Below are 24,912 nucleotides of genomic sequence, written 5' to 3'. Positions count from 1 at the left end.
TAATATTTAAAAATAAAGTTTTCTATATTATATCAAAGAGGCTAAAGACATTAATTACTTTGGTTTGGAAAGCTTATCTCAACCAATAATTATGCTTTAGCCTCTTTTTATTTAGAGTAAAATCAGACTTTCAATATCGAAACTCTACTCTTTTTTATCTTTCTTATTTTTACGAGATCTTCTAATCATTCCTAATCCCGCTAACATTGCTGCTACAGCTGAGACTAATACTGATGAGTTTGAACTATCGTTACCAGTATCTGGTAAATCAGTATTGTCTTTGTGATGTTGTGACGTACTGTGTACTTGAGAATTATGACTTTGTGATTCTGATGTACTCATACTATTTGATTCACTTGCATTCATTGAAGTTGAATCACTTGTAGTAGTGCTCTCTGAAGTTGAAAGACTCATTGATGTTGAATGTGTATTAGATTCACTTGTATGAGTCGATGCACTTTCAGAGCTTGAATGACTTGTTGAATTTGTATAGCTATCTGATTGTGAGTCGCTATGTGATACTGAATCACTTGTGCTTGTTGAACCACTGTTTGAATCTGATTGACTCATTGAGTTTGTATGACTTTCTGTATGTGATTCACTATGTGACATTGAGCCACTACCTGAATCTGAGTCACTCACACTTGTTGATGTTGATTCACTATCTGACGTACTTGTGCTTGTTGAGTTGCTCACACTTGTTGATGCTGACGCACTATCTGATGTGCTTGCACTTGTTGAGCCACTCACACTTGTTGATGATGATGCACTGTCTGATGTGCTTGCGCTTACTGAGTCTGAAAGACTCGCACTTTGTGATTCACTATCTGACGTACTTACACTTGTTGATACTGACGCACTGTCTGATGTGCTTGCACTTGTTGAGTCGCTCACGCTTGTTGATACTGACGCACTGTCTGATGTGCTTGCACTTGTTGAGTCACTCACGCTTGTTGATACTGACGTACTGTCTGATGTGCTTGCGCTTGTTGAGTCGCTCACGCTTGCTGAGTCTGAAAGACTCGCACTTTGTGATTCACTATCTGACGTACTTGCACTTGTTGATGCTGATGCACTGTCTGATGTGCTTGCACTTGTTGAGTCGCTCACACTTATTGAACCACTGTTTGAATCTGATTGACTCATTGAATTTGTGTGACTTTCTGTATGTGATTCACTGTGTGACATTGAGCCACTACCTGAATCTGAGTCACTCACGCTTGTTGAACCACTGTTTGAATCTGATTGACTCATTGAATTTGTGTGACTTTCTGTATGTGATTCACTGTGTGACATTGAGCCACTACCTGAATCTGAGTCACTCACGCTTGTTGAACCACTGTTTGAGTCTGATTGACTCATTGAATTTGTGTGACTTTCTGTATGCGATTCACTGTGTGACATTGAGCCACTACCTGAATCTGAGTCACTCACGCTTGTTGAACCACTGTTTGAGTCTGATTGACTCATTGAATTTGTATGACTTTCTGTATGTGATTCACTGTGTGACATTGAGCCACTACCTGAATCTGAGTCACTCACGCTTGTTGAACCACTGTTTGAGTCTGATTGACTCATTGAGTTTGTATGACTTTCTGTGTGTGATTCACTGTGTGACGTTGAGCCACTACCTGAATTTGAGTCGCTAACACTTGTTGATGTTGACGCACTATCTGACGTACTTGTGCTTACTGAGTCTGAAAGACTCGCGCTTTCTGATCCACTTAATGACGTGCTTGCACTTGTTGAATCGCTCACACTTGTTGATGTTGACTCACTATCTGATGTGCTTGCGCTTATTGAGTCACTCACGCTTGTTGATGCTGACGCACTGTCTGATGTGCTTGCACTTGTTGAGTCGCTCACGCTTGTTGATGTTGATGCACTATCTGATGTGCTTGCACTTGTTGAATCACTCACGCTTGTTGATGCTGATTCACTGTCTGATGTGCTTGTACTTGTTGAGTCACTCACGCTTGTTGATACTGACGCACTATCTGATGTGCTTACGCTTGTTGAATCGCTCACACTTGTTGATGCTGATGCACTGTCTGATGTGCTTGTACTTGTTGAGTCGCTCACACTTGTTGATGCTGATTCACTGTCTGATGTGCTTGTACTTGTTGAGTCACTCATGCTTGTTGATGTTGATGCACTATCTGATGTGCTCACGCTTGTTGAGTCGCTCACACTTGTTGATGTTGATGCACTATCTGATGTACTCACGCTTGCTGAGTCTGAAAGACTCTCACTTTCTGATCCACTTAATGACGTGCTTGCACTTGTTGAGTCACTCACACTTGTTGATGTTGATGCACTATCTGATGTACTTGTGCTTGTTGATTCTGAAAGACTCTCACTTTCTGATCCACTTAATGACGTACTTGCACTTGTTGAATCACTCACGCTTGTTGATGCTGATTCACTGTCTAATGTGCTTGTACTTGTTGAGTCACTCATGCTTGTTGATGTTGATGCACTATCTGATGTGCTCACGCTTGCTGAGTCTGAAAGACTCTCACTTTCTGATCCACTTAATGACGTGCTTGCACTTGTTGAGTCACTCACACTTGTTGATGTTGATGCACTATCTGATGTACTTGTGCTTGTTGATTCTGAAAGACTCTCACTTTCTGATCCACTTAATGACGTACTTGCACTTGTTGAATCACTCACGCTTGTTGATGCTGATTCACTGTCTAATGTGCTTGTACTTGTTGAGTCACTCATGCTTGTTGATGTTGATGCACTATCTGATGTGCTCACGCTTGCTGAGTCTGAAAGACTCTCACTTTCTGATTCACTATCTGACGTGCTTGCGCTTGTTGAGTCGCTCACACTTGTTGATGTTGACGCACTGTCTGATGTGCTTGCACTTGTTGAGTCGCTCACACTTGTTGATGCTGACGCACTGTCTGATGTGCTTGCACTTGTTGAATCACTCACGCTTGTTGATGTTGATGCACTATCTGATGTACTTGTGCTTGTTGAGTCTGAAAGACTCGCACTGTCTGATGTGCTCACGCTTGCTGAGTCTGAAAGACTCGCACTTTCTGATTCACTATCTGATGTGCTTGCACTTGTTGAATCACTCACGCTTGTTGATGCTGATTCACTGTCTGATGTGCTTGTACTTGTTGAGTCACTCACGCTTGTTGATACTGACGCACTATCTGATGTGCTTACGCTTGTTGAATCGCTCACACTTGTTGATGCTGATGCACTGTCTGATGTGCTTGTACTTGTTGAGTCGCTCACACTTGTTGATGCTGATTCACTGTCTGATGTGCTTGTACTTGTTGAGTCACTCATGCTTGTTGATGTTGATGCACTATCTGATGTGCTCACGCTTGTTGAGTCGCTCACACTTGTTGATGTTGATGCACTATCTGATGTACTCACGCTTGCTGAGTCTGAAAGACTCTCACTTTCTGATCCACTTAATGACGTGCTTGCACTTGTTGAGTCACTCACACTTGTTGATGTTGATGCACTATCTGATGTACTTGTGCTTGTTGATTCTGAAAGACTCTCACTTTCTGATCCACTTAATGACGTACTTGCACTTGTTGAATCACTCACGCTTGTTGATGCTGATTCACTGTCTAATGTGCTTGTACTTGTTGAGTCACTCATGCTTGTTGATGTTGATGCACTATCTGATGTGCTCACGCTTGCTGAGTCTGAAAGACTCTCACTTTCTGATTCACTATCTGATGTGCTTACACTTGTTGAGTCGCTCACACTTGTTGATGTTGACGCACTGTCTGATGTGCTTGCACTTGTTGAGTCGCTCACACTTGTTGATGCTGACGCACTGTCTGATGTGCTTGCACTTGTTGAATCACTCACGCTTGTTGATGTTGATGCACTATCTGATGTACTTGTGCTTGTTGAGTCTGAAAGACTCGCACTGTCTGATGTGCTCACGCTTGCTGAGTCTGAAAGACTCGCACTTTCTGATTCACTATCTGATGTGCTTGCACTTGTTGAATCACTCACGCTTGTTGATGCTGATTCACTGTCTGATGTGCTTGTACTTGTTGAGTCACTCACGCTTGTTGATACTGACGCACTATCTGATGTGCTTACGCTTGTTGAATCGCTCACACTTGTTGATGCTGATGCACTGTCTGATGTGCTTGTACTTGTTGAGTCGCTCACACTTGTTGATGCTGATTCACTGTCTGATGTGCTTGTACTTGTTGAGTCACTCATGCTTGTTGATGTTGATGCACTATCTGATGTGCTCACGCTTGTTGAGTCGCTCACACTTGTTGATGTTGATGCACTATCTGATGTACTCACGCTTGCTGAGTCTGAAAGACTCTCACTTTCTGATCCACTTAATGACGTGCTTGCACTTGTTGAGTCACTCACACTTGTTGATGTTGATGCACTATCTGATGTACTTGTGCTTGTTGATTCTGAAAGACTCTCACTTTCTGATCCACTTAATGACGTACTTGCACTTGTTGAATCACTCACGCTTGTTGATGCTGATTCACTGTCTAATGTGCTTGTACTTGTTGAGTCACTCATGCTTGTTGATGTTGATGCACTATCTGATGTGCTCACGCTTGCTGAGTCTGAAAGACTCTCACTTTCTGATTCACTATCTGATGTGCTTACACTTGTTGAGTCGCTCACACTTGTTGATGCTGACGCACTGTCTGATGTGCTTGCACTTGTTGAGTCGCTCACACTTGTTGATGCTGACGCACTGTCTGATGTGCTTGCACTTGTTGAATCACTCACGCTTGTTGATGCTGATGCACTATCTGATGTACTTGTGCTTGTTGAGTCTGAAAGACTCGCACTGTCTGATGTGCTCACGCTTGCTGAGTCTGAAAGACTCGCACTTTCTGATTCACTATCTGATGTGCTTGCACTTGTTGAGTCGCTCACACTTGTTGATGCTGATTCACTGTCTGATGTGCTTGTACTTGTTGAGTCACTCACGCTTGTTGATACTGACGCACTATCTGATGTGCTTACGCTTGTTGAATCGCTCACACTTGTTGATGCTGATTCACTATCTGACGTGCTTGCACTTGTTGAGTCGCTCACACTTGTTGATGCTGATTCACTGTCTGATGTGCTTGTACTTGTTGAGTCACTCATGCTTGTTGATGTTGATGCACTATCTGATGTACTTGTGCTTGTTGATTCTGAAAGACTCTCACTTTCTGATTCACTATCTGACGTGCTTGCACTTGTTGAGTCGCTCACACTTGTTGATGTTGATGCACTGTCTGATGTGCTCACGCTTGCTGAGTCTGAAAGACTCTCACTTTCTGATTCACTATCTGACGTGCTTGCACTTGTTGAGTCGCTCACACTTGTTGATGCTGATGCACTATCTGATGTACTTGTGCTTGTTGAGTCTGAAAGACTCTCACTTTCTGATTCACTATCTGACGTGCTTGCACTTGTTGAGTCACTCATGCTTGTTGATGTTGATGCACTATCTGATGTGCTCACGCTTGCTGAGTCTGAAAGACTCGCACTTTCTGATTCACTATCTGACGTGCTTGCACTTGTTGAGTCGCTCACGCTTGTTGATGCTGATGCACTATCTGATGTGCTTACACTTGTTGAGTCGCTCACACTTGTTGATGTTGACGCACTATCTGATGTGCTTGCGCTTGTTGAGTCGCTCACACTTGTTGATGTTGACGCACTGTCTGATGTGCTTACGCTTGTTGATGTTGATGCACTATCTGATGTACTCACGCTTGCTGAGTCTGAAAGACTCTCACTTTCTGATTCACTATCTGACGTGCTTGCACTTGTTGAGTCGCTCACACTTGTTGATGTTGACGCACTGTCTGATGTGCTCACGCTTGCTGAGTCTGAAAGACTCTCACTTTCTGATTCACTATCTGACGTGCTTGCACTTGTTGAGTCGCTCACGCTTGTTGATGCTGACGCACTGTCTGATGTGCTCACGCTTGCTGAGTCTGAAAGACTCTCACTTTCTGATTCACTATCTGACGTGCTTGCGCTTATTGAGTCGCTCACACTTGTTGATGTTGACGCACTATCTGATGTACTTACGCTTGCTGAGTCTGAAAGACTCTCACTTTCTGATCCACTTAATGACGTACTTGCACTTGTTGAATCACTCACGCTTGTTGATGCTGATTCACTGTCTAATGTGCTTGTACTTGTTGAGTCACTCATGCTTGTTGATGTTGATGCACTATCTGATGTGCTCACGCTTGCTGAGTCTGAAAGACTCTCACTTTCTGATTCACTATCTGATGTGCTTGCACTTGTTGAGTCGCTCACACTTGTTGATGTTGACGCACTGTCTGATGTGCTTGCGCTTGTTGAGTCGCTCACACTTGTTGATGCTGACGCACTGTCTGATGTGCTTGCACTTGTTGAGTCACTCACGCTTGTTGATGCTGATTCACTGTCTGATGTGCTTGTACTTGTTGAGTCACTCACGCTTGTTGATACTGACGCACTATCTGATGTGCTTACGCTTGTTGAATCGCTCACACTTGTTGATGCTGATGCACTGTCTGATGTGCTTGTACTTGTTGAGTCGCTCACACTTGTTGATGCTGATTCACTGTCTGATGTGCTTGTACTTGTTGAGTCACTCATGCTTGTTGATGTTGATGCACTATCTGATGTGCTCACGCTTGTTGAGTCGCTCACACTTGTTGATGTTGATGCACTATCTGATGTACTCACGCTTGCTGAGTCTGAAAGACTCTCACTTTCTGATCCACTTAATGACGTGCTTGCACTTGTTGAGTCACTCACACTTGTTGATGTTGATGCACTATCTGATGTACTTGTGCTTGTTGATTCTGAAAGACTCTCACTTTCTGATCCACTTAATGACGTACTTGCACTTGTTGAATCACTCACGCTTGTTGATGCTGATTCACTGTCTAATGTGCTTGTACTTGTTGAGTCACTCATGCTTGTTGATGTTGATGCACTATCTGATGTGCTCACGCTTGCTGAGTCTGAAAGACTCTCACTTTCTGATTCACTATCTGATGTGCTTACGCTTGTTGAGTCGCTCACACTTGTTGATGTTGATGCACTATCTGATGTACTCACGCTTGCTGAGTCTGAAAGACTCTCACTTTCTGATCCACTTAATGACGTACTTGCACTTGTTGAATCACTCACGCTTGTTGATGCTGATTCACTGTCTAATGTGCTTGTACTTGTTGAGTCACTCATGCTTGTTGATGTTGATGCACTATCTGATGTGCTCACGCTTGCTGAGTCTGAAAGACTCTCACTTTCTGATTCACTATCTGATGTGCTTACGCTTGTTGAGTCGCTCACACTTGTTGATGTTGATGCACTATCTGATGTACTCACGCTTGCTGAGTCTGAAAGACTCTCACTTTCTGATCCACTTAATGACGTACTTGCACTTGTTGAATCACTCACGCTTGTTGATGCTGATTCACTGTCTAATGTGCTTGTACTTGTTGAGTCACTCATGCTTGTTGATGTTGATGCACTATCTGATGTGCTCACGCTTGCTGAGTCTGAAAGACTCTCACTTTCTGATTCACTATCTGACGTGCTTGCACTTGTTGAGTCGCTCACGCTTGTTGATGCTGATGCACTATCTGATGTGCTTACACTTGTTGAGTCGCTCACACTTGTTGATGTTGACGCACTATCTGATGTGCTTGCGCTTGTTGAGTCGCTCACACTTGTTGATGTTGACGCACTGTCTGATGTGCTTACGCTTGTTGATGTTGATGCACTATCTGATGTACTCACGCTTGCTGAGTCTGAAAGACTCTCACTTTCTGATTCACTATCTGACGTGCTTGCACTTGTTGAGTCGCTCACACTTGTTGATGTTGACGCACTGTCTGATGTGCTCACGCTTGCTGAGTCTGAAAGACTCTCACTTTCTGATTCACTATCTGACGTGCTTGCACTTGTTGAGTCGCTCACGCTTGTTGATTCTGACGCACTGTCTGATGTGCTCACGCTTGCTGAGTCTGAAAGACTCTCACTTTCTGATTCACTATCTGACGTGCTTGCGCTTATTGAGTCGCTCACACTTGTTGATGTTGACGCACTATCTGATGTACTTACGCTTGCTGAGTCTGAAAGACTCTCACTTTCTGATCCACTTAATGACGTACTTGCACTTGTTGAATCACTCACGCTTGTTGATGCTGATTCACTGTCTGATGTGCTTGTACTTGTTGAGTCACTCATGCTTGTTGATGTTGATGCACTATCTGACGTGCTTGCGCTTGTTGAGTCACTCACGCTTGTTGATGCTGATGCACTATCTGATGTACTTACACTTGTTGAGTCGCTCACGCTTGTTGATGCTGACGCACTGTCTGATGTGCTCACGCTTGCTGAGTCTGAAAGACTCTCACTTTCTGATTCACTATCTGACGTGCTTGCGCTTGTTGAGTCACTCACGCTTGTTGATACTGACGCACTATCTGATGTGCTTACGCTTGTTGAATCGCTCACACTTGTTGATGCTGATGCACTGTCTGATGTGCTTGCACTTGTTGAGTCACTCACACTTGTTGATGCTGACGCACTATCTGATGTACTCACGCTTGCTGAGTCTGAAAGACTCGCACTTTCTGATTCACTATCTGACGTGCTTGCACTTGTTGAGTCGCTCACGCTTGTTGATGCTGATTCACTATCTGATGTGCTTACACTTGTTGAGTCGCTCACACTTGTTGATGTTGACGCACTGTCTGATGTGCTTGCACTCGTTGAGTCGCTCACACTTGTTGATGCTGACGCACTGTCTGATGTGCTTGCACTTGTTGAATCACTCACGCTTGTTGATGCTGATTCACTGTCTGATGTGCTTGTACTTGTTGAGTCACTCACGCTTGTTGATACTGACGCACTATCTGATGTGCTTACGCTTGTTGAATCGCTCACACTTGTTGATGCTGATGCACTGTCTGATGTGCTTGTACTTGTTGAGTCGCTCACACTTGTTGATGCTGATTCACTGTCTGATGTGCTTGTACTTGTTGAGTCACTCATGCTTGTTGATGTTGATGCACTATCTGATGTACTTGTGCTTGTTGATTCTGAAAGACTCTCACTTTCTGATTCACTATCTGACGTGCTTGCACTTGTTGAGTCACTCACACTTGTTGATGTTGACGCACTGTCTGATGTGCTCACGCTTGCTGAGTCTGAAAGACTCTCACTTTCTGATTCACTATCTGACGTGCTTGCGCTTTCTGAGTCTGAAAGACTCTTACTTGTTGATGCACTTGCACTTGTCGATTTACTTGTGCTTTCACTATTCGCTTTGCTTGTGCTTTCGCTATTTGCTATGCTTGTTGATTTGACTGTACTTGTTGAAAGACTGTTACTTGTTGATGTTGAAGTAGAGTCACTAGCTGAGTTTCGAGTGATTGACCATTTAATACTTTTGGTCGTTGTATGGTTACTGCCATCTGTTGCAGTAATCGTTACATTATAATTACCGATTTTTTGTGGTGTACCTGTTACTACATTTTTAGAAGAATCATAAGATAAGCCATCTGGTAAACCATCCATCTTGACATTCGGTGTTGTTCCACTATTATCTGAAGCATTTACAGTTATTGGTGTAATAGGTGAGAAAACTTCATTACTTTGATCAGTCATATCAATAGTAGGAGCTTGGGTATCCTCGTAATAATAAATAACCGATTGACCTGAATTAGTTAATTTCACTTGATTATTAGCACTATTATAATTTGGTGCATTTGAACTATCGACTTTACTATACTTATAACCCATTCCATTTAATGTGCTTTGCTGAGGATCTAATGTAACTGTTTCATCTACATCTCCTGCATAAGTTTTCGGTGGAATAATATCTTTACCTGTATTGACATCGACATATCTCACTTGAGTAGAAGCAGTTTGTGTATAAGTAAAAGTACCAAATTGAATTTGTTGTAGATTTTTAGCTCCTCCTGTTGAAGCAGTGATGGAAAGCGCATAGTTACTAACATTACGATTTCTATTCAACCAATCTGTTAAATTACGAGTGAATTGTTGACCAGCATATGTAACTGTCATCACTTTCGTATCGCCATTATAGTCAATATCAAAATCTTGGAATGAATTATCTTTGGGTTGTATATTTAATTTAGCTGCTCCTGTACTCTCAGTAGTGGCATACCCTGAAGCGTTAGTACTAACAAATGCACCAAATGCGCCTCCACCTTTTACATTAGTTGGGTCTGCTCCAGCTTGAGAACCAGCTTTAGGAGTTGAAGTATTATGGAATGTATCAAGCTTAAAGCCGAATGCGTTTTTCAAACCACCTATTCCTAGTGCCGCGCCTTCTTTACCAGTATCATCAATTTTACCTGGTGAAAAGGCAAAGCCAATACCATCCCCACCAGATATTACTTGGCCATCTTTAGTAACTTCATTATATCCTTCATAACGATTACCTAGGTTAACTTTTCCTGTAAAATGAAAACTTTTATTTGAATTAATTTTAGTGTTTAAAGTAATTGAACCTTTTTTATTAAACTCATCAGGAGTTAAAGTTACTATTCCTGTTTTAGGATCATAAGTAGCAGAGTCTTTGACATTAAAATGATCAGTAAAGTTATCTTTATTAATCGTTACAATGTCATTATTTGTTACCTCAGCTACAGTCGCACTTGTATTGTTGGCAGCTAAGGCAAATCTACTGAAAGTTCTTAGCTTTTTTGGTGTTAAACTTGTAGACGTGCTTGTAGAATCACTTACTAATAAATTAGAACCTATGTCTCGGTTTACTTGGCTTTCAGATGTACTTGTAGATTTAGTTGTTAATGAATCTTTATCATCAACTTTCTCAGATTTATTTGTGCTTGTAGAACTTGTTAATTCACTTTTCTTTTCAGAAGTTGATGTTAATGAATTATTCTTCTCATCAGATTCAGATGTTTCCGTTGATTTGTGTTCTGATGTTCCATGAGTATTTGATGATTTGTCTTTTTGGGTACTATTAGCTACTTCAGATGTATTTGTTTTTTTATCTTCTCCTTTTTCTGAAGAGTTTGATGTCTTGTTATCGTTTTTACTTTCAGAATCTTTAGTTGATTGAGAGTTTTTATGTTCTGAACTTGATGTTGATTTTTCACTTTCTGATTGTTGATCTTGGCTCTCAGACGTCTTTTCTTTATTACTTTCTGAAGTGTTCTCAGTATTTGATTTTCCGTTCTCATTAGATGCACTTGTTTTATCACTATTAGAATTTTGGTGAGCTTCACTTGTTGATGAGTCACTTTCAGAAGTTGAAGCATGACTCGTGCTATCTTTATGTTCCGAAGTAGGCATTTCTTTATCACTTGTAGAATTAACGCTTGTTTCTGTTGAATTTGTCGTTGAATCAGTTTTAACCTGACTTTCTGTAGAAGCCCTACTATTTTGGCTATGTTCTTGTGAAGAACTTGTCATATTTGAAGAAGATTTGGTTGTCGATTTTGAAATAGCTGTTGAATTTTGGTTAGCTACTGTAGCACTATTTGATGAAATTTCAGACGTCATTGGTGTTTCAGAAGCTGCAAAAGCATGGTGGTCATTAAGCATAGCAAAGGTAAATGCACCACCTGCTAGTCCCGTCGTTCTTAGCGCTTGTTTCTTTAAGCTACTATTATTCGTAATTTGATTATCGTTTACATCATTAATTTCTTTATTTAAAAATGGAACACCTAACATTTTTAAAAGTTGAAATTCTCTTATTCCTGCCTTAACCCAATGTTTTCCTGCTTTATAAAGTTTAACTCTAGCTTTTTCTTGCCCAAAGGACCGTTTAAAGTCTTTTTCTTTCTTTGACATAACACTTTCATCTCCATATTTATATTACTTATTAAAATGTAATTAACCTAATTTTTCACAATTCAATATAATTTTCATTATTATATTACCATTTATATGTAAATAGCAATATAATTAAAATTTATTTTTCATGGCTCATAAATTTTTAATGCTACATTTTTACTATTATTTATACATTAATATTAATTTCAAAAAATTATCACTTTATTTACATAGTGTTCAATTTATAAAATTTTGACTTATTTATAAAGGTTAACAGCCTTTACATTTTTATATTTTTCTCTCAATAAAATTAAGTAAAGTATTTTCAATAGTGCTATTTATACTTATTTATGAATATTCATGCTTAAAATGAGTTAATATAACAATTTCGTTATCTATCAAAATCAATATAAAATTTTACTTAATATATTTCTATTCATTATTCTCATTTCACATAATTTAGTATTCAAACATAATTTTTCTAAATCCTCAATTAAAATATTTTATAAAATAGCTTTTATTTGAACTTTTATCTTCCTATTTAAATAGTTATTTTTATATTTATTTGTTTTCTAAATTTTAAATAGCGAAAAACAATAGTTTGTTATGTTATTACTTACAATAAAATAAGCGAAGTTAAGAAAGAGGCATCGCACCTAAAGTATTAAAAAATGAAATAGTTTCGAACGTGGATGTTAGTAAGATGAAAATAACCACTTTAGTGAGTTTTGCACACTAAAGTGGTTTGTTTAGTAATTATGGTTTGAGTATATAGAGAGCACTTCCTATTTTTATTAACTATAATTCTTTTACTAAGTTATACCATTGAACACTTGCATGTTGAGAATCAGATAAACCTTCGTTCTTGTAGCCATATTTTTCATAAAATGGAACGAGCATATCACGACAAGTAAGTGTTACACCAAATCTTGCATTCTTTCTTGCAATATTTTCGAATTTATTAAGCAATTGTCCGCCTAGACCTTGTTTTTGATACTTTTCAGAAACAACTAATCCTAAAACGCTTAAATATCCACCGATATCAGGGTTGGGTTTGATTGTTTCAAATAAATCGTCAGTAATATATTTTTGGGGAATGACTGGCCCATTGATATAACCCGCAATTTCGCCTTCTTGTTCGGCAATAATAAAAGTATCGGAAATGATTTCAATGCGCTGTGCGATTGCTTCTGGTGTAGCCGCTTCTTCAAGCGTAAAACCTTTATTCTCTAATTCAATTAATGTTGGCAAATCCTCTATAGTCGCTTTGCGAAACTTCATCTGATGGCTCCTTTAAATTTCGAATTTATTAATCAACATTACCATAAATTAATGTTTTTTGAGATATGACAAAAATGTCATCTAGTTGATAGATAATATTAAGGTTGTATTTAATTTAATATGTTAATTTATAAACATGCATAAGTATGATATTTATAATTTTTAAATTATCAACTTTATGTATGAAGAATGATAATTACTAAGGAGTGAGTTCTTTGATTAAAAGAGGATTTAAATATGCTTTTGGAACAACGCTTGTAACGTCTTCCCTTGTACTTTTGTCACACGGCCATGCCTTTGCAGCAACGAATGATACTGACAATCAATTCAATCATGATGCGAATGGTAACCCTATTACTGTTCAGTCTGACGAGACTGTAGATCCCGGTTTCAATCATGACGTTGACGCTAATAACAACGTAGATTCTGGATTTAATCATGATGTAGGTAATAACACTTCTGAAAATTCAGAGGAAAATGCTACAGATTCTGAGTTTAACCATGACGCGAACGGCAATCCTATCACTTCGGGTAATCATTTTCCTGAAAATAACTCACCTAAGACAACACCACAAGATCCTTCCAAATCTAGCGCATAGGAAAATGATAACGGCTTCAATGGTTATCCTGAACAACAAGGGTTAGTTAAAGAATCAAGCCATCAACAAAAACAAGATCCTTCTAAATCAAAAGCTGAAGAAAATGATATCGGTTTTAACGGTTATGCCGAACAACAAGGATTAGTTAAAGAATCGACTCATCAAACATCTATGCCTCAACATCAACGACAAGAACCTTCAACAAATACAAAAGCACATCAAACTGCATCAAATGTTCATAACGAATCAAACTCAACAACTATGAATCACCCTAATCAATCAACAACTCTTAGTAAACCAATATCACATTCTCAACAAGTGAATGGCGCAACAGCGCAATCAACTTTACCTAAGACTGGCGAATCTAGCACAAATACCCCCCTATATGTTGGATTATTGGCGCTTATCTTAGGTGTAGGTTCTCTTAGCCTTAAACGCGTCATTACTAAAATGCAATAACTGTATTTTCTAATTATCTGTTACTATTACTGCAACACATTTCTTTTATGCAAAATGAAAAAGCTATTACCTCAGTTTTTCTAAGTTCTGAGTGTAATAGCTTTTTACTATTCAATATTAAACTAATAATAATTTAATGCCTCTAACGATGTTCACTATAAATAAATAAATTCCAGCTACAACTAAAATAATTGTTATAACCCAACTGCCAAATACTAACCAGCTATCCGCATTTGTTGTAGCGTTGCCCATTCCTCCAGCAAAGAGCATTAAAGCAAAAGGTGCTAATGCGAAACATACCCATGTCATAATATGATTAAATAATGCTTTTCGGGCATGTGTTGATACAGGAGGTGAAGCTACTATCCACATAATAATAGGTAATATAATAGGTGCAAAAAATACACTTAAATAACTTAATGATGATGCTATATTTTCATTTTTACTGCCGTAATATGGATCTGTAACATAAGAATTTTTATTTAAATCTTTCATACTTACTCACCTCAATTATATAAAAACATATAATTTGAGGTATTGTAAGGCGAAAGTCTCAAAATTACAACTCTGTAAGTTTCCATGTAAACTTCAACTACCTCTCTACAATCTCTTTCAACATTTTCCAAAATAAAGGAATAACTCCACTACTCTAATTTATTTATTGTTATAATACATGTATTACACTATGAAACAATGTGAGGCATTTATATGACAGATCAATTAGTATGTAAATGGCTAGATTTTACAGCTACTTATAACAATGTGTCTAAACAACTGGAACAAGACTTAATGTCGCGCCATCATCTTGCGTTGAAAGAATTTTATGTCTTAATGTATTTAGATTGCGCTGAAGATAACCAATTACCATTGAAAGAATTACAAAATAAAGTGGGGTTAAGTCAAAGTGCAATGTCACGTCTTGCGACTAGAATGGAATCAAAAGATTGTGGTGTAATACGACGTCAAGGTTATGGTGATGACAAACGTGGAGTTTATGCTAAGATGACAGACAAAGGTCACCGCTTCTACGATGAAGTGAAGGTGACATTTGAAGAAACCCTGCGCGCCACTTTTCAATAAAAATAGTAAATAAGAGCCTGGGACATTTAATAATGTCCCAGGCTTATTTCACATTTGGCAGTAGCTAACTGAATTGAAAATGCGCTTATATCAAGCTTTTTTCAATTCTAGTTATCCTTGCCGGGGCAGGACGACAAAATTATTTTAATTTCTGTCCCGCTCCCTAAAATTTTACCTATGACTCATTATTTAATTTCTTCTAATGCTGTTCTAACGTCAGTATCACCGGCTTGGATATAAATCGTTTGTTTATCGACTTTCTCAATATCTAATGCATTAATCAATGTTGTCGCTACATCGTCACGTGAAATAGTATAACTATTTGGATCTCCGTCTATTGAGAATGAAGCATTGATTTTACCTGTGCCTTCGTCATCTTGTAATGGACCTGGACGAACAATGGTATAGTTTAAATCTGATTGTTCAATATAGAAGTCTGACATATGTTTTGCGACTGCATATGGACGCATATCATCAGACTCTTTATCTGGATCAGGGCTGTCTGTAGCACTTAATTGTACTAATTTTTTAACGCCGTGCTTGCTTGCGGCGTCAACTACTTTTTTAGAGCCCCATAAATCAACTAATAATGTTTTATCAGCGCCTGTACTACCGCCTGAACCTGCGACGAAGATCACTGCATCAATACCATCAAACGCTTGAGAGATGTCTCCTTCTAAGTCACCGATTACTACATTATCAGCACCTACATTCTCTAATTCTGAAACTTGTTCTTCTTTACGCACTAAAGCGACTGAACTGTGCTCAGTATCTCTCAATTGTGCAATGACTTTGCGACCTACCGCACCATTTGCGCCTACAACTAATACGTTCATGATAAAACTCCTTTCAATATATTTTTGTATGCATGCACATGCATTATAATCAATTATATAATATAACATTGCCTTTTTATTTATTTTAAAACATTGAACATTAAAAAAGAAAGAGCGGACAAAAATCTCATTCAAAAATAAGATTTCTGTTCCGCTCTTCTTTTCAAATTAATAAATAACAATATTACACAATACGTTTACGGATGGCACCAGAAATTAAATCGACGATAGCTACCATAATCACTAAGCCAATTAAGATGATACCTACACGATCCCATGAACGCGTTTGAAGCGCAAAGATTAACGGTGTACCGATACCCCCTGCACCAATCAAACCTAAGATTGAAGCTGAACGTAAATTTAATTCAAAGCGGTATAACACTAGTGATAAAAATGAAGGTAATATTTGTGGAATAACTGCAAACACTAATGTCTTCGTTTTATTTGCACCGCTTGCTTTTAAAGATTCAACAGACGCAAAATCTAAACGTTCGATATCTTCTACAAATAGCTTTCCTAACATCCCTACAGAGTGAATACCAAGCGCTAAAACTCCAGAAAATGAACCAGGACCTACTGCTTTAATGAAAATAAGTGCCATAACAATTTCAGGGAATACGCGAATCACACTTAAAATAAATTTAGTAATGCCAGTAACTGGACGTGCTTTAACTAAGTTACGCGCGCCTAAAAATGCAAACGGGATACAGATAATTGCCGCAATAAAAGTACCAATGACAGCAATGGCAAATGTTTCAAGTAAGCCACGTAATAAGTCTTCTCCAGCTGGTATGTAAACATAACCCCAATCGGGATGGAATAAGCCTTTAAAGATTGACTTTAAAATTTCAATAGATTTAGATTTCAGCTCGAGTGCAGGCATGCCAGCAAAGCCCCACACAATGATTGCTAAAACGACAATAGCGATGATCCAATTTTTAATTAATTTTTGCTTATGTTTTTTTGATTTAACGGGATACTTTTGTTCTAACTTATGCTCATTTTGTGTCATGCGAGTTGTTCCCTCACTTTCGAACTTACGTAATCAATAATTACAACAATGACTAATGTAAATAGGATAATCATCGCAGTTTTAGGATATTGGAATAAGCCTAATGTTGAATCGTAGAATAAACCAATACCACCAGCGCCTACAAGACCAAGTACCGCTGAAGCACGAATGTTAATTTCGAATGCGAATAATACATATGAGAAGAACGTAGATAGTATTTGAGGAACAACACCAAATATAATCCACTTCGTTTTATTTGCACCCACTGCCGTCATTGCTTCCATTGGACCTGGGTCAATCGTTTCAAGCGCTTCGTATAATAGTTTCGCGATAACACAAATGGTTAGAATGAATAAAGCTAACACCCCAGGAATTTGGCCAATACCAAAGACAGCTACAAAGATGGCAGCTAATAGTAAGTCAGGAATGGTACGCACGATATTTAAGATAAAACGCGCAGGAATCGTAATCCATTTCGTTTTAACAATATTACTAGCACAGATTAAAGCGATTGGAATAGATACTATCGCTCCTAAAAATGTCCCTACAATAGCCATACGAATGGTATCTAACATAGGTTTCGTAATGGTACTTAAATATTCCCAATCAGGAGGTACCATCTGTCCAAAGAATGAAACAATTTGAGGTAACCCTACCATTAAGTCACCAAAGCTAAAGCCTGTATATAAAAAGCTCCAAATGACTAACGCGATTACAAGAAAAATTGTAAAACTTGTCTTAAGCGAAAACTTCTTATTTAAATATTGATCATATTTACTCGTTGTAGGTGTCGCCATATTACTCCACCCCTAGCTTCTCATCATCTTTAAGTTTACGACCATAAATTTCATTAAATACATCTTCTGTAGCTTCACTCGCAGGACCATCATATACTAGTTCACCAGCGCGTAAACCAATGATACGTGTACCATATTCAAGGGCTAAATCTACAAAGTGCAAGTTAATAAGAATCGTAATACCTAATTCTTCATTAATCTTCTTTAAATCATCCATTACTTGTTTCGTTGTTAAAGGGTCTAACGACGCTACAGGTTCATCGGCTAAGATGATGGCTGGTTCTTGTGCAAGTGCGCGTGCGATAGAGATACGTTGTTGTTGTCCACCTGATAATTGATCTGAACGTTGATCATATTTATCTAAAATATTGACACGTTCTAACGCATTCATTGCCTTCACTTTATCTTCTTTCGGGAATAATCCTAAGACCATTTTCCAAGTAGGATGATACCCCACTCGACCACTCAATACATTACGTAACACTGAAGAACGTTTTACAAGATTAAAGTGTTGGAAGATCATTCCAATATTACGTCGCATCATTAATAATTCTTTACCTTTAGCTTTAGTAATCGATTTACCTTCAATGATAATTTCCCCAGAAGTAATATCATGAAGTCGATTCACCGATCTTAATAATGTAGATTTACCTGCCCCTGATAACCCAACAATAACGGCGAAATCGCCCTTTTCGATATTTAAGTTGATATCCTTCAAACCGACGTGTCCATTAGGATACACTTTGTTAACATCTTTAAATTCAATTTGACTCATTTACTTAACACCCTTCATTTTACAAAGAAAAGCTATGCCCAATTGTCGTGGACTTAGCTTTTCCTTGTCACTTATTTAATTACAGTGTTGCTAAAAACTGAGATAGCCTACATCCTTCTCCATTCAAGAAGTGACTGACTCAATCTCTATTTCACAATTTATTTCATATCTTGAACTTGTTTTTCATATTTTCTTACGATATCGAAGTCCTCATCTTTAGCATCTGTGTAACCTTCATGAGAGTACACTTCACTGATAATTTTGTGACCTTCTTTAGATTTAGCAATGTCTTTAAATGCTTTTTTAAGTTTTTCTTGGAAATCTTTGTTCATGTCTGGACGAACAGAGATTGTATCGTTAGGAATTGGTTCTGTTAATTTTAAAATTTTAGTGTCTTTAAATACATTTGGTTGGTCTTTCTTAACAATGTTACGAGCATCTTGGAATACTGCAGCTGCATCTACATCGCCATTTAATAATGAAATAACTGCTTGGTCATGACCTTTCATGTTTACGATTTTCATATCTTTTGTTGCGTCAATACCAGCTTCTTCTTTAAGCGTTGAGATAGGGAATGTGTAACCTGCTGTTGAAGTAACGTCTTGTAATGCGATTTTTTTACCTTTTAAGTCTTTTAAGCTATTAATACCAGAATCTTTTTTAACTAAGATTTCTGATTTATAGTCTTTCACAAGTTTTTTTGAACTTGAACCGTCATCATTAACACCAAAACGTTGTGCTTGTAATAATAAGTCAGCCGCTTTTTGATCATGTGCTAAAGTGTATGCAGTTGGTGGTAAGAAACCTACGTCTACTTTTTTAGATTTCATTGCTTCAACGATTGTATTGTAGTTAGTTGAAACAGATACTTTTACTGGAATGCCTAATTTTTTAGATAATAATTTTTCAAGTGGCTTTGCTTTTGCTTCAAGTGTGTCTGCATTTTGTGATGGAACGAATTGTACTGTTAACTCTTTAGGTGTGTAACCATCTTTAGAATCTGACCCGCTGTCAGAGCTTTTGTTCTTGCTATCTAATGAGCTATTATTTCCACATGCCGCCGCAAAAATAAGAACTGTTAAAGCAAGAACTAAAAGATACTTCATTTGCTTCATAACTGTAATGCCCCCGTTCGATATGTATAAAATAGTGTAAATTGTCATTCTATATGACATTTATAAGATTATCACAACATTAAGTTAAATAATATTTATTATTTGTGAAAATTTTATAGAATCTGTTTATAATATGAATGAAATGTAAACTTTTCTTAAATATTCGCTTAACATTATCTTGAATATCAAATTTTTTATTATACTTTTTCTATGTGGGCTACTTAGCCTATTTCTTACTTTTCAAAAATGAAAAATGTCTTAATAAATCATACACATAGTTCAATAATAGGAGAAAAATATATGAAACTGATTAAAGTGTTAAGTTCAACCTTATTAGCCTCGACGATTTCATTAACAGGCTTACAGGTAAGTCACGCTGCACAAAGTCATACTGCTAACAATTCGCAAACCGTATTATTTGATGCATCACATGCACAAACGGCTGGTGCTGCGGATTGGGTGATGGATGGCGGTTTCTCTGATTACGCTGATTCAATGAGACAACAAGGCTACACTGTAAAAGAAATTGACGGCGAAGATAATATCAATGACCAAACTTTGAGTAACAGTAAGATATTAGTGATTCCTGAAGCCAACATCCCTTTTAAAGAAAATGAACAACAAGCTATGGTTAATTATGTAAAAAATGGTGGCAACATTATCTTTATCGCTGACCATTATAACGCGGACAGAAATTTAAATCGCATTGCTCTTCAGAGGCCATGAACGGTTATCGCCGTGGCGCTTATGCAGATATGACGAAAGATATGACTGCTGACGAGAAGAATTCACAAGCTATGCAAGGTGTAAAGAGCTCAGATTGGTTATCTGACAACTTTGGTATCCGCTTCAGATACAACGCACTTGGTGATTTGAATACACAAAATATTGTTCCTAGTTCAGAAAGTTTTGGCATCACTCAAGGTATTCACTCTGTATCCATGCATTCTGGTTCAACATTAGCAATTACAGATCCTACGAAAGCGAAAGGTATTATTTATACACCTGAACATTTATCATCTAAACAGAAATGGTCTCACGCTGTAGACCAAGGTATTTATAATGGTGGGGGCGTAGCTGAAGGGCCTTATGTTGCGATTGCGAAAGTCGGCAAAGGTAAAGCAGCCTTTATTGGCGATTCATCGCTTGTAGAAGATAGCACGCCGAAGTACAAACGTGAAGATAACGGTCAGACTAAGAAGACTTACGATGGCTTTAAAGAAGAAGACAATGGCCAACTTTTAACGAATATTACAGATTGGTTTGGAAAAGTAGACAATGTAACGAGCATGAAAGAAAGTGGCATTAAATTAGATCAACCAACACCTACACTATCATTCGAAACACCACAAAATTCAACGGAAACTCAAAAAGAACCGTGGTCCCAACCAGAACAAGGTTACAAATGGTATGATCGCTCAACATTCGCACCTGGTAGTTACGGCGCAAAAAAATCAACGAACGACCAAAGTAACGATTCAAATGCTAGTCACAACGATAATGATGGTAATTCAAAAGGAAGCGACACAAAGACACCTTCATCTGCTCATACAACAAATGGCAACGTGCAATTTCACTTACCAGATAATATTCAACCCAACAAACCATTCCAAATCACCGTTAATTTAAGTAAGATGGAACAAAGTAAAACGCTCAATCACTTAAAATTATCGATTTATCAAGATGGTGGCATGCAATTAGCTAGTTTCACTCAAGACGATAAAAACTATGACGACCCTGGTTATAGCCAACCTCAAAGTGTAACCACAGACAATGAAGGCAACGCCACACTCACATTCACCGCCAAAGTAAATACAAATATTTCAGGCGCAAACATTCGCCTAAAACAAGGTAATAAAACACTTGCCACAGGCTCAATTCAATAATCTTAAAACAATCCTAAAGAGATATAAGAAGATAGCGTATACTACCCAAACGTGCCCTTCTTTATCTCTTTTTTACGAAAGGACGATACTATGACACAACTCTCTTTTTACATCGTAAGCGACGTACACGGCTACATCTTTCCCACAGACTTCTCATCACGCAACCAGCAGTTACCGATGGGCCTATTGAAAGCCAATCATTTAATCGAAAGTGAACGCTCACAAGATGATATTAGCTTTAAAATAGATAACGGCGACTTCCTACAAGGCGCCCCATTATGCAATTACTTAGTTTCTGAACGCCAAACAAGTGCCCCATTAACTAATATTTACAACCGACTCAACTTCGATTTTGGCACAATTGGCAACCACGAATTTAATTACGGAATTCCCTACCTCAAAGACACACTTAACCAGCTACACCACCCAGTCCTATGCGCCAACATCTTAGATACACAGCACCAGCCATTCACAGGTAAGGGTATTCATTTTTTTGAAAAGGCAGGCCTCACAGTCGGCGTCATTGGCTTAACAACACAATACATACCTAACTGGGAACAACCCAACCATATCAAAGACCTACAATTCCATAGCGCCGTAGACACACTGTCACAATTATTACCTGACGTACGCAACAAAGCAGACATCGTTGTCGTGTCGTATCATGGTGGGTTCGAAAGAGACATTGACACTAATGAACCGACAGAAACTTTATCAGGCGAGAACGAAGCCTCAGAGATTCTAAATCAATTTCATGATTCAATCGATGTGTTAATTACAGGTCATCAACATCGCGATATCGCAACAGTAAAATACGATACAGCAGTGATTCAACCAGGCACTCGCGCCACACAAGTTGGTAAAGTTACATTAACATTAAATGACCAACATCAAATTATTAATAAACAAGTAGCCTTACTACCTGTTACTTCAGAAACAGATTTTGAATTATTACCAGAAGATGCTTCACTTTTAAACGATTTAGAAGACTGGCTAGATACAAATATCACGACGCTACCTGAACCTATGTTAGTAGAAGACAAATTTGAAGCGCGCGTAAAACCTCATCCGCTTCTTAATTTAATTAATCTCATCTTGTTAGAGAAAAGTGGTGCCGATATAGCAAGTACAGCTTTATTCGATTCAGCAGCTGGCTTTAATACACAAGTGACTATGCGAGATATTATTAATAACTATCCATTCCCTAACACATTCCAAGTCCTTGAACTCTCAGGAGCCGCCATTAAAGAAGCACTGGAACGATCAGCAAGCTACTTTGCGCTAGATGCCAATAATGAAATCACTATTAACGAGTCGTTCTTATATCCTAAACCGCAACACTTTAACTACGATATCTACGGTGGGATAAGCTACACGATTCACGTAGGACGACCTATTGGCCAACGCGTCACAGATATTAAAGTAGGAGACACACCTTTAAACGAAACACAAAAGTACACAATTTGCGTGAATAATTATCGTGCCGTTGGTGGCGGAAATTATGACATGTTCGCTCAAGCGCCTGTAGTGAAAGACATTCAAGAAGAAGGCGCGCAAGTATTAATCGATTATATGACAACTCACAATCTCGACAGCCTTCCACAAGTGGTGAATTTCGAAGTAACCATTTAAATAAGTTAACAAAAATACCTCTAACATCAGTACTTTCAACTACTCATGTTAGAGGTATTACTTTATTCTTCAAATTGGATATTTTTCTTTTCATAAAAATGATTTAACGTATTCAGTAAAATACCAAAAATAATAATGCCACCAGATACGAACGTAATGATTAGATAAGGGAAACCAATTGATAATAGAATTGAACCAATCAATGCGCCTAAAAAGTTAGCAACATTAAAGATTGAAGCAGCTAACGTACTAGCAAGTAACGGCGCTTCTTTCGCACTTAAAATAATCTTACTGTTAAGTAATGGCGTTGTACCAAACGTACCGAAACCGAATAAGAAACAAATAATAATTGCTAAAATTGCGCTATGCACAGCTGTCACGAATGAAATAATCGTTAAGAACAATAATAAAAATGTGTAGAATAAAAATTTCGTTAATTTTGGTTCAGGCACGCTACCAGTGATAAGATTTCCCGCTACACCGCCTAAACCGAACATAAATAGACATAGCGTCAGACCTACGATGCCATATGGTGAAAATTTGTGAATCATCGGTTCCATAAATGTATACGTTGTAAACACACCAGAATAACCAAATATAATAATAGACATAATAATTAAAATATGTGGATTTTTAAATACTTTTAATTCACCTTTAATATTCGTTTCTGTACTTAAAGTTACATTAGGTACAAATTTAATCATACCTAACATTGTAATGATAGCTAAACCAATCATTACACCAAAAACAACGCGCCAATTTGCGAAACCACCTAAGAATGATCCGAATGGTACACCTATCATAACTGCAATCGTTAAGCCTGCTTGTACTAATGCAATCGCTTGTGGCTGTTTACCACGTGGCGCCACAGCAGCCGCCACACTCATACATACACCAAAGAACGGCGCATGCATTGAAGCAGAAAGCAATCGGGATAACAGCAAAATAGGAAAGTTGGGCGCTAACATTCCAATAATATTACTTCCTATAAATATCGCTACTAATATAGGTAATAAACGTTGTGCATGAACTTTCATAGTAAATATGCGCATAAATGGTCCGATGACTGCTACGCTCACCGCATAAACGCTAATCAATAGACCTGCGCTCGAAATCGAAACTTTCATATCTCCTGCAATTTGTGTCAATAAACCTGTCACAACATATTCAGCCATGCCCACTGTAAAGGTACCTAGCATAAATATGAAAAACATCATTCTGTTATCCTTCATTATTGCCTCCTCCTTTTTATTCATTTTTAATAATACGATAGCTATATTACAAAAAAATGTATGTCATGTGAAGAGGTTTGTTCATATTTTTTAATTCCTTGAAAGTCTTATCTCATAAGTTTTCATAAATTTTCATTGTATTAAAATTAAGATAATTTAAGAAGTTTTACCTAAGGTTATAATGACTTAATACACTTTTCACTCCTGTATATTTATTCAATTTTATTGATATATACATTTAAAAAATTTTAATAACGTATTCTAAATTACTTCTCATTTTTAGGAGAAAATCTATTATGCAAGAATTAATTTAAAGGAATGTCAGTATATCTAATTCAAAAAAAGAATAAAAAAACGTTCTGGGAGCTTATTGTGACTTCCATCCCAGAACTGTTAAGCGGAG

16 protein-coding genes and 2 pseudogenes are annotated in these 24,912 nt (G+C 38.0%); 8 read left to right on the top strand and 10 right to left on the bottom strand.

Annotated features, from left to right (window positions below):
* Window positions 1–144 precede the first annotated feature (144 nt).
* A complete protein-coding gene (locus tag LIX58_RS12600; RefSeq protein WP_413470812.1) occupies window positions 145–10,065 on the bottom strand; it encodes an LPXTG cell wall anchor domain-containing protein in 9,921 nt (3,306 codons plus the stop codon).
* A 52-nt stretch (window positions 10,066–10,117) separates the two neighbouring features.
* Here LIX58_RS12600 and LIX58_RS12670 point away from each other — a divergent pair, with 52 nt between their 5' ends.
* From LIX58_RS12670 to LIX58_RS12660, 3 genes are all read left to right on the top strand, one after another.
* Window positions 10,118–10,243, top strand: coding sequence for a hypothetical protein (locus LIX58_RS12670; RefSeq protein WP_264177235.1), 126 nt, complete (start codon window positions 10,118–10,120; stop codon window positions 10,241–10,243).
* Between the two features lie 384 nt (window positions 10,244–10,627).
* Window positions 10,628–10,960: a hypothetical protein gene (locus tag LIX58_RS12665; protein ID WP_226386157.1), complete on the top strand. Its 333-nt coding sequence runs from the start codon at window positions 10,628–10,630 to the stop codon at window positions 10,958–10,960.
* A 495-nt stretch (window positions 10,961–11,455) separates the two neighbouring features.
* Window positions 11,456–11,653, top strand: a complete 198-nt coding sequence (locus tag LIX58_RS12660) for a hypothetical protein (RefSeq protein WP_226386156.1) — start codon at window positions 11,456–11,458, stop codon at window positions 11,651–11,653.
* A 50-nt stretch (window positions 11,654–11,703) separates the two neighbouring features.
* Here the strand turns inward: LIX58_RS12660 and LIX58_RS12655 are convergent.
* Window positions 11,704–11,823, bottom strand: a pseudogene (locus LIX58_RS12655) (KxYKxGKxW signal peptide domain-containing protein); the annotation flags it as partial.
* 780 nt (window positions 11,824–12,603) lie between these two features.
* Window positions 12,604–13,086 carry a GNAT family N-acetyltransferase gene (locus tag LIX58_RS05590; protein WP_226386155.1) on the bottom strand — a complete coding sequence of 161 codons (483 nt, stop codon included), beginning with the start codon at window positions 13,084–13,086 and terminating at the stop codon, window positions 12,604–12,606.
* Between the two features lie 215 nt (window positions 13,087–13,301).
* Between LIX58_RS05590 and LIX58_RS05585 the strand changes: the two genes are divergently transcribed.
* Both LIX58_RS05585 and LIX58_RS05580 read left to right on the top strand, forming a co-directional pair.
* Window positions 13,302–13,685 carry a hypothetical protein gene (locus LIX58_RS05585; protein WP_226386154.1) on the top strand — a complete coding sequence of 128 codons (384 nt, stop codon included), beginning with the start codon at window positions 13,302–13,304 and terminating at the stop codon, window positions 13,683–13,685.
* A 171-nt stretch (window positions 13,686–13,856) separates the two neighbouring features.
* Window positions 13,857–14,144, top strand: a complete 288-nt coding sequence (locus tag LIX58_RS05580; protein WP_226386153.1) for an LPXTG cell wall anchor domain-containing protein — start codon at window positions 13,857–13,859, stop codon at window positions 14,142–14,144.
* A gap of 117 nt (window positions 14,145–14,261) precedes the next feature.
* Here the strand turns inward: LIX58_RS05580 and LIX58_RS05575 are convergent, their stop codons facing one another.
* Window positions 14,262–14,639, bottom strand: a complete 378-nt coding sequence (locus LIX58_RS05575) for a hypothetical protein (RefSeq protein WP_154837130.1) — start codon at window positions 14,637–14,639, stop codon at window positions 14,262–14,264.
* Between the two features lie 213 nt (window positions 14,640–14,852).
* Between LIX58_RS05575 and LIX58_RS05570 the strand changes: the two genes are divergently transcribed.
* On the top strand, window positions 14,853–15,224 hold the full coding sequence (locus LIX58_RS05570; protein WP_126564543.1) for a MarR family winged helix-turn-helix transcriptional regulator: 372 nt from the start codon (window positions 14,853–14,855) through the stop codon (window positions 15,222–15,224).
* A 185-nt stretch (window positions 15,225–15,409) separates the two neighbouring features.
* Here LIX58_RS05570 and LIX58_RS05565 read toward each other — a convergent pair whose 3' ends face one another.
* From LIX58_RS05565 to LIX58_RS05545, 5 genes are all read right to left on the bottom strand, one after another.
* Window positions 15,410–16,060: an SDR family oxidoreductase gene (locus LIX58_RS05565; protein WP_154837128.1), complete on the bottom strand. Its 651-nt coding sequence runs from the start codon at window positions 16,058–16,060 to the stop codon at window positions 15,410–15,412.
* 184 nt (window positions 16,061–16,244) lie between these two features.
* Window positions 16,245–17,072, bottom strand: coding sequence for a phosphonate ABC transporter, permease protein PhnE (gene phnE, locus LIX58_RS05560; RefSeq protein WP_154837126.1), 828 nt, complete (start codon window positions 17,070–17,072; stop codon window positions 16,245–16,247).
* Window positions 17,069–17,869, bottom strand: a complete 801-nt coding sequence (phnE, locus tag LIX58_RS05555) for a phosphonate ABC transporter, permease protein PhnE (RefSeq protein WP_154837124.1) — start codon at window positions 17,867–17,869, stop codon at window positions 17,069–17,071. Before phnE (LIX58_RS05555) ends, phnE (LIX58_RS05560) begins: the two co-directional genes overlap by 4 nt.
* A 1-nt stretch (window position 17,870) precedes the next feature.
* Window positions 17,871–18,644: a phosphonate ABC transporter ATP-binding protein gene (gene phnC / locus LIX58_RS05550; protein ID WP_126564547.1), complete on the bottom strand. Its 774-nt coding sequence runs from the start codon at window positions 18,642–18,644 to the stop codon at window positions 17,871–17,873.
* 158 nt (window positions 18,645–18,802) lie between these two features.
* A complete protein-coding gene (locus tag LIX58_RS05545; protein ID WP_154837122.1) occupies window positions 18,803–19,759 on the bottom strand; it encodes a phosphate/phosphite/phosphonate ABC transporter substrate-binding protein in 957 nt (318 codons plus the stop codon).
* Window positions 19,760–20,059: 300 nt separating this feature from the next.
* Between LIX58_RS05545 and LIX58_RS05540 the strand changes: the two are divergent.
* Window positions 20,060–21,645: pseudogene (locus LIX58_RS05540) on the top strand (DNA-binding protein).
* A 90-nt stretch (window positions 21,646–21,735) separates the two neighbouring features.
* Complete coding sequence (locus LIX58_RS05535) at window positions 21,736–23,277, top strand: bifunctional metallophosphatase/5'-nucleotidase (RefSeq protein WP_154837120.1); 1,542 nt, start codon at window positions 21,736–21,738, stop codon at window positions 23,275–23,277.
* A 62-nt stretch (window positions 23,278–23,339) separates the two neighbouring features.
* On the opposite strand, the gene LIX58_RS05530 is transcribed toward LIX58_RS05535, so the two are convergent.
* Window positions 23,340–24,509: an MFS transporter gene (locus LIX58_RS05530; RefSeq protein WP_154837119.1), complete on the bottom strand. Its 1,170-nt coding sequence runs from the start codon at window positions 24,507–24,509 to the stop codon at window positions 23,340–23,342.
* Window positions 24,510–24,912 lie beyond the last annotated feature (403 nt).

The sequence above is a fragment of the Staphylococcus sp. Marseille-Q1834 genome (genome assembly GCF_916858875.1).
In the GTDB taxonomy this organism is placed as follows: Bacteria; Bacillota; Bacilli; order Staphylococcales; family Staphylococcaceae; genus Staphylococcus; species Staphylococcus pragensis.
The sequence above is the reverse complement of the archived record's forward strand: the minus strand, read 5'-3'. Positions and strand labels throughout refer to the sequence as shown.

Coding starts and splice junctions, on each gene's coding strand:
- phnC (WP_126564547.1), bottom strand. CDS start 18,644: ATGAGTCAAATTGAATTTAAAGATGTTAACAAAGTGTATCCTAATGGA.
- LIX58_RS05530 (WP_154837119.1), bottom strand. CDS start 24,509: ATGAAGGATAACAGAATGATGTTTTTCATATTTATGCTAGGTACCTTT.
- LIX58_RS05565 (WP_154837128.1), bottom strand. CDS start 16,060: ATGAACGTATTAGTTGTAGGCGCAAATGGTGCGGTAGGTCGCAAAGTC.
- LIX58_RS05590 (WP_226386155.1), bottom strand. CDS start 13,086: ATGAAGTTTCGCAAAGCGACTATAGAGGATTTGCCAACATTAATTGAA.
- LIX58_RS05535 (WP_154837120.1), top strand. CDS start 21,736: ATGACACAACTCTCTTTTTACATCGTAAGCGACGTACACGGCTACATC.
- phnE (WP_154837124.1), bottom strand. CDS start 17,869: ATGGCGACACCTACAACGAGTAAATATGATCAATATTTAAATAAGAAG.
- LIX58_RS05580 (WP_226386153.1), top strand. CDS start 13,857: ATGCCTCAACATCAACGACAAGAACCTTCAACAAATACAAAAGCACAT.
- LIX58_RS05570 (WP_126564543.1), top strand. CDS start 14,853: ATGACAGATCAATTAGTATGTAAATGGCTAGATTTTACAGCTACTTAT.
- LIX58_RS05545 (WP_154837122.1), bottom strand. CDS start 19,759: ATGAAGCAAATGAAGTATCTTTTAGTTCTTGCTTTAACAGTTCTTATT.
- LIX58_RS05575 (WP_154837130.1), bottom strand. CDS start 14,639: ATGAAAGATTTAAATAAAAATTCTTATGTTACAGATCCATATTACGGC.
- LIX58_RS12665 (WP_226386157.1), top strand. CDS start 10,628: ATGTCATTATTTGTTACCTCAGCTACAGTCGCACTTGTATTGTTGGCA.
- phnE (WP_154837126.1), bottom strand. CDS start 17,072: ATGACACAAAATGAGCATAAGTTAGAACAAAAGTATCCCGTTAAATCA.
- LIX58_RS12600 (WP_413470812.1), bottom strand. CDS start 10,065: ATGACAGTTACATATGCTGGTCAACAATTCACTCGTAATTTAACAGAT.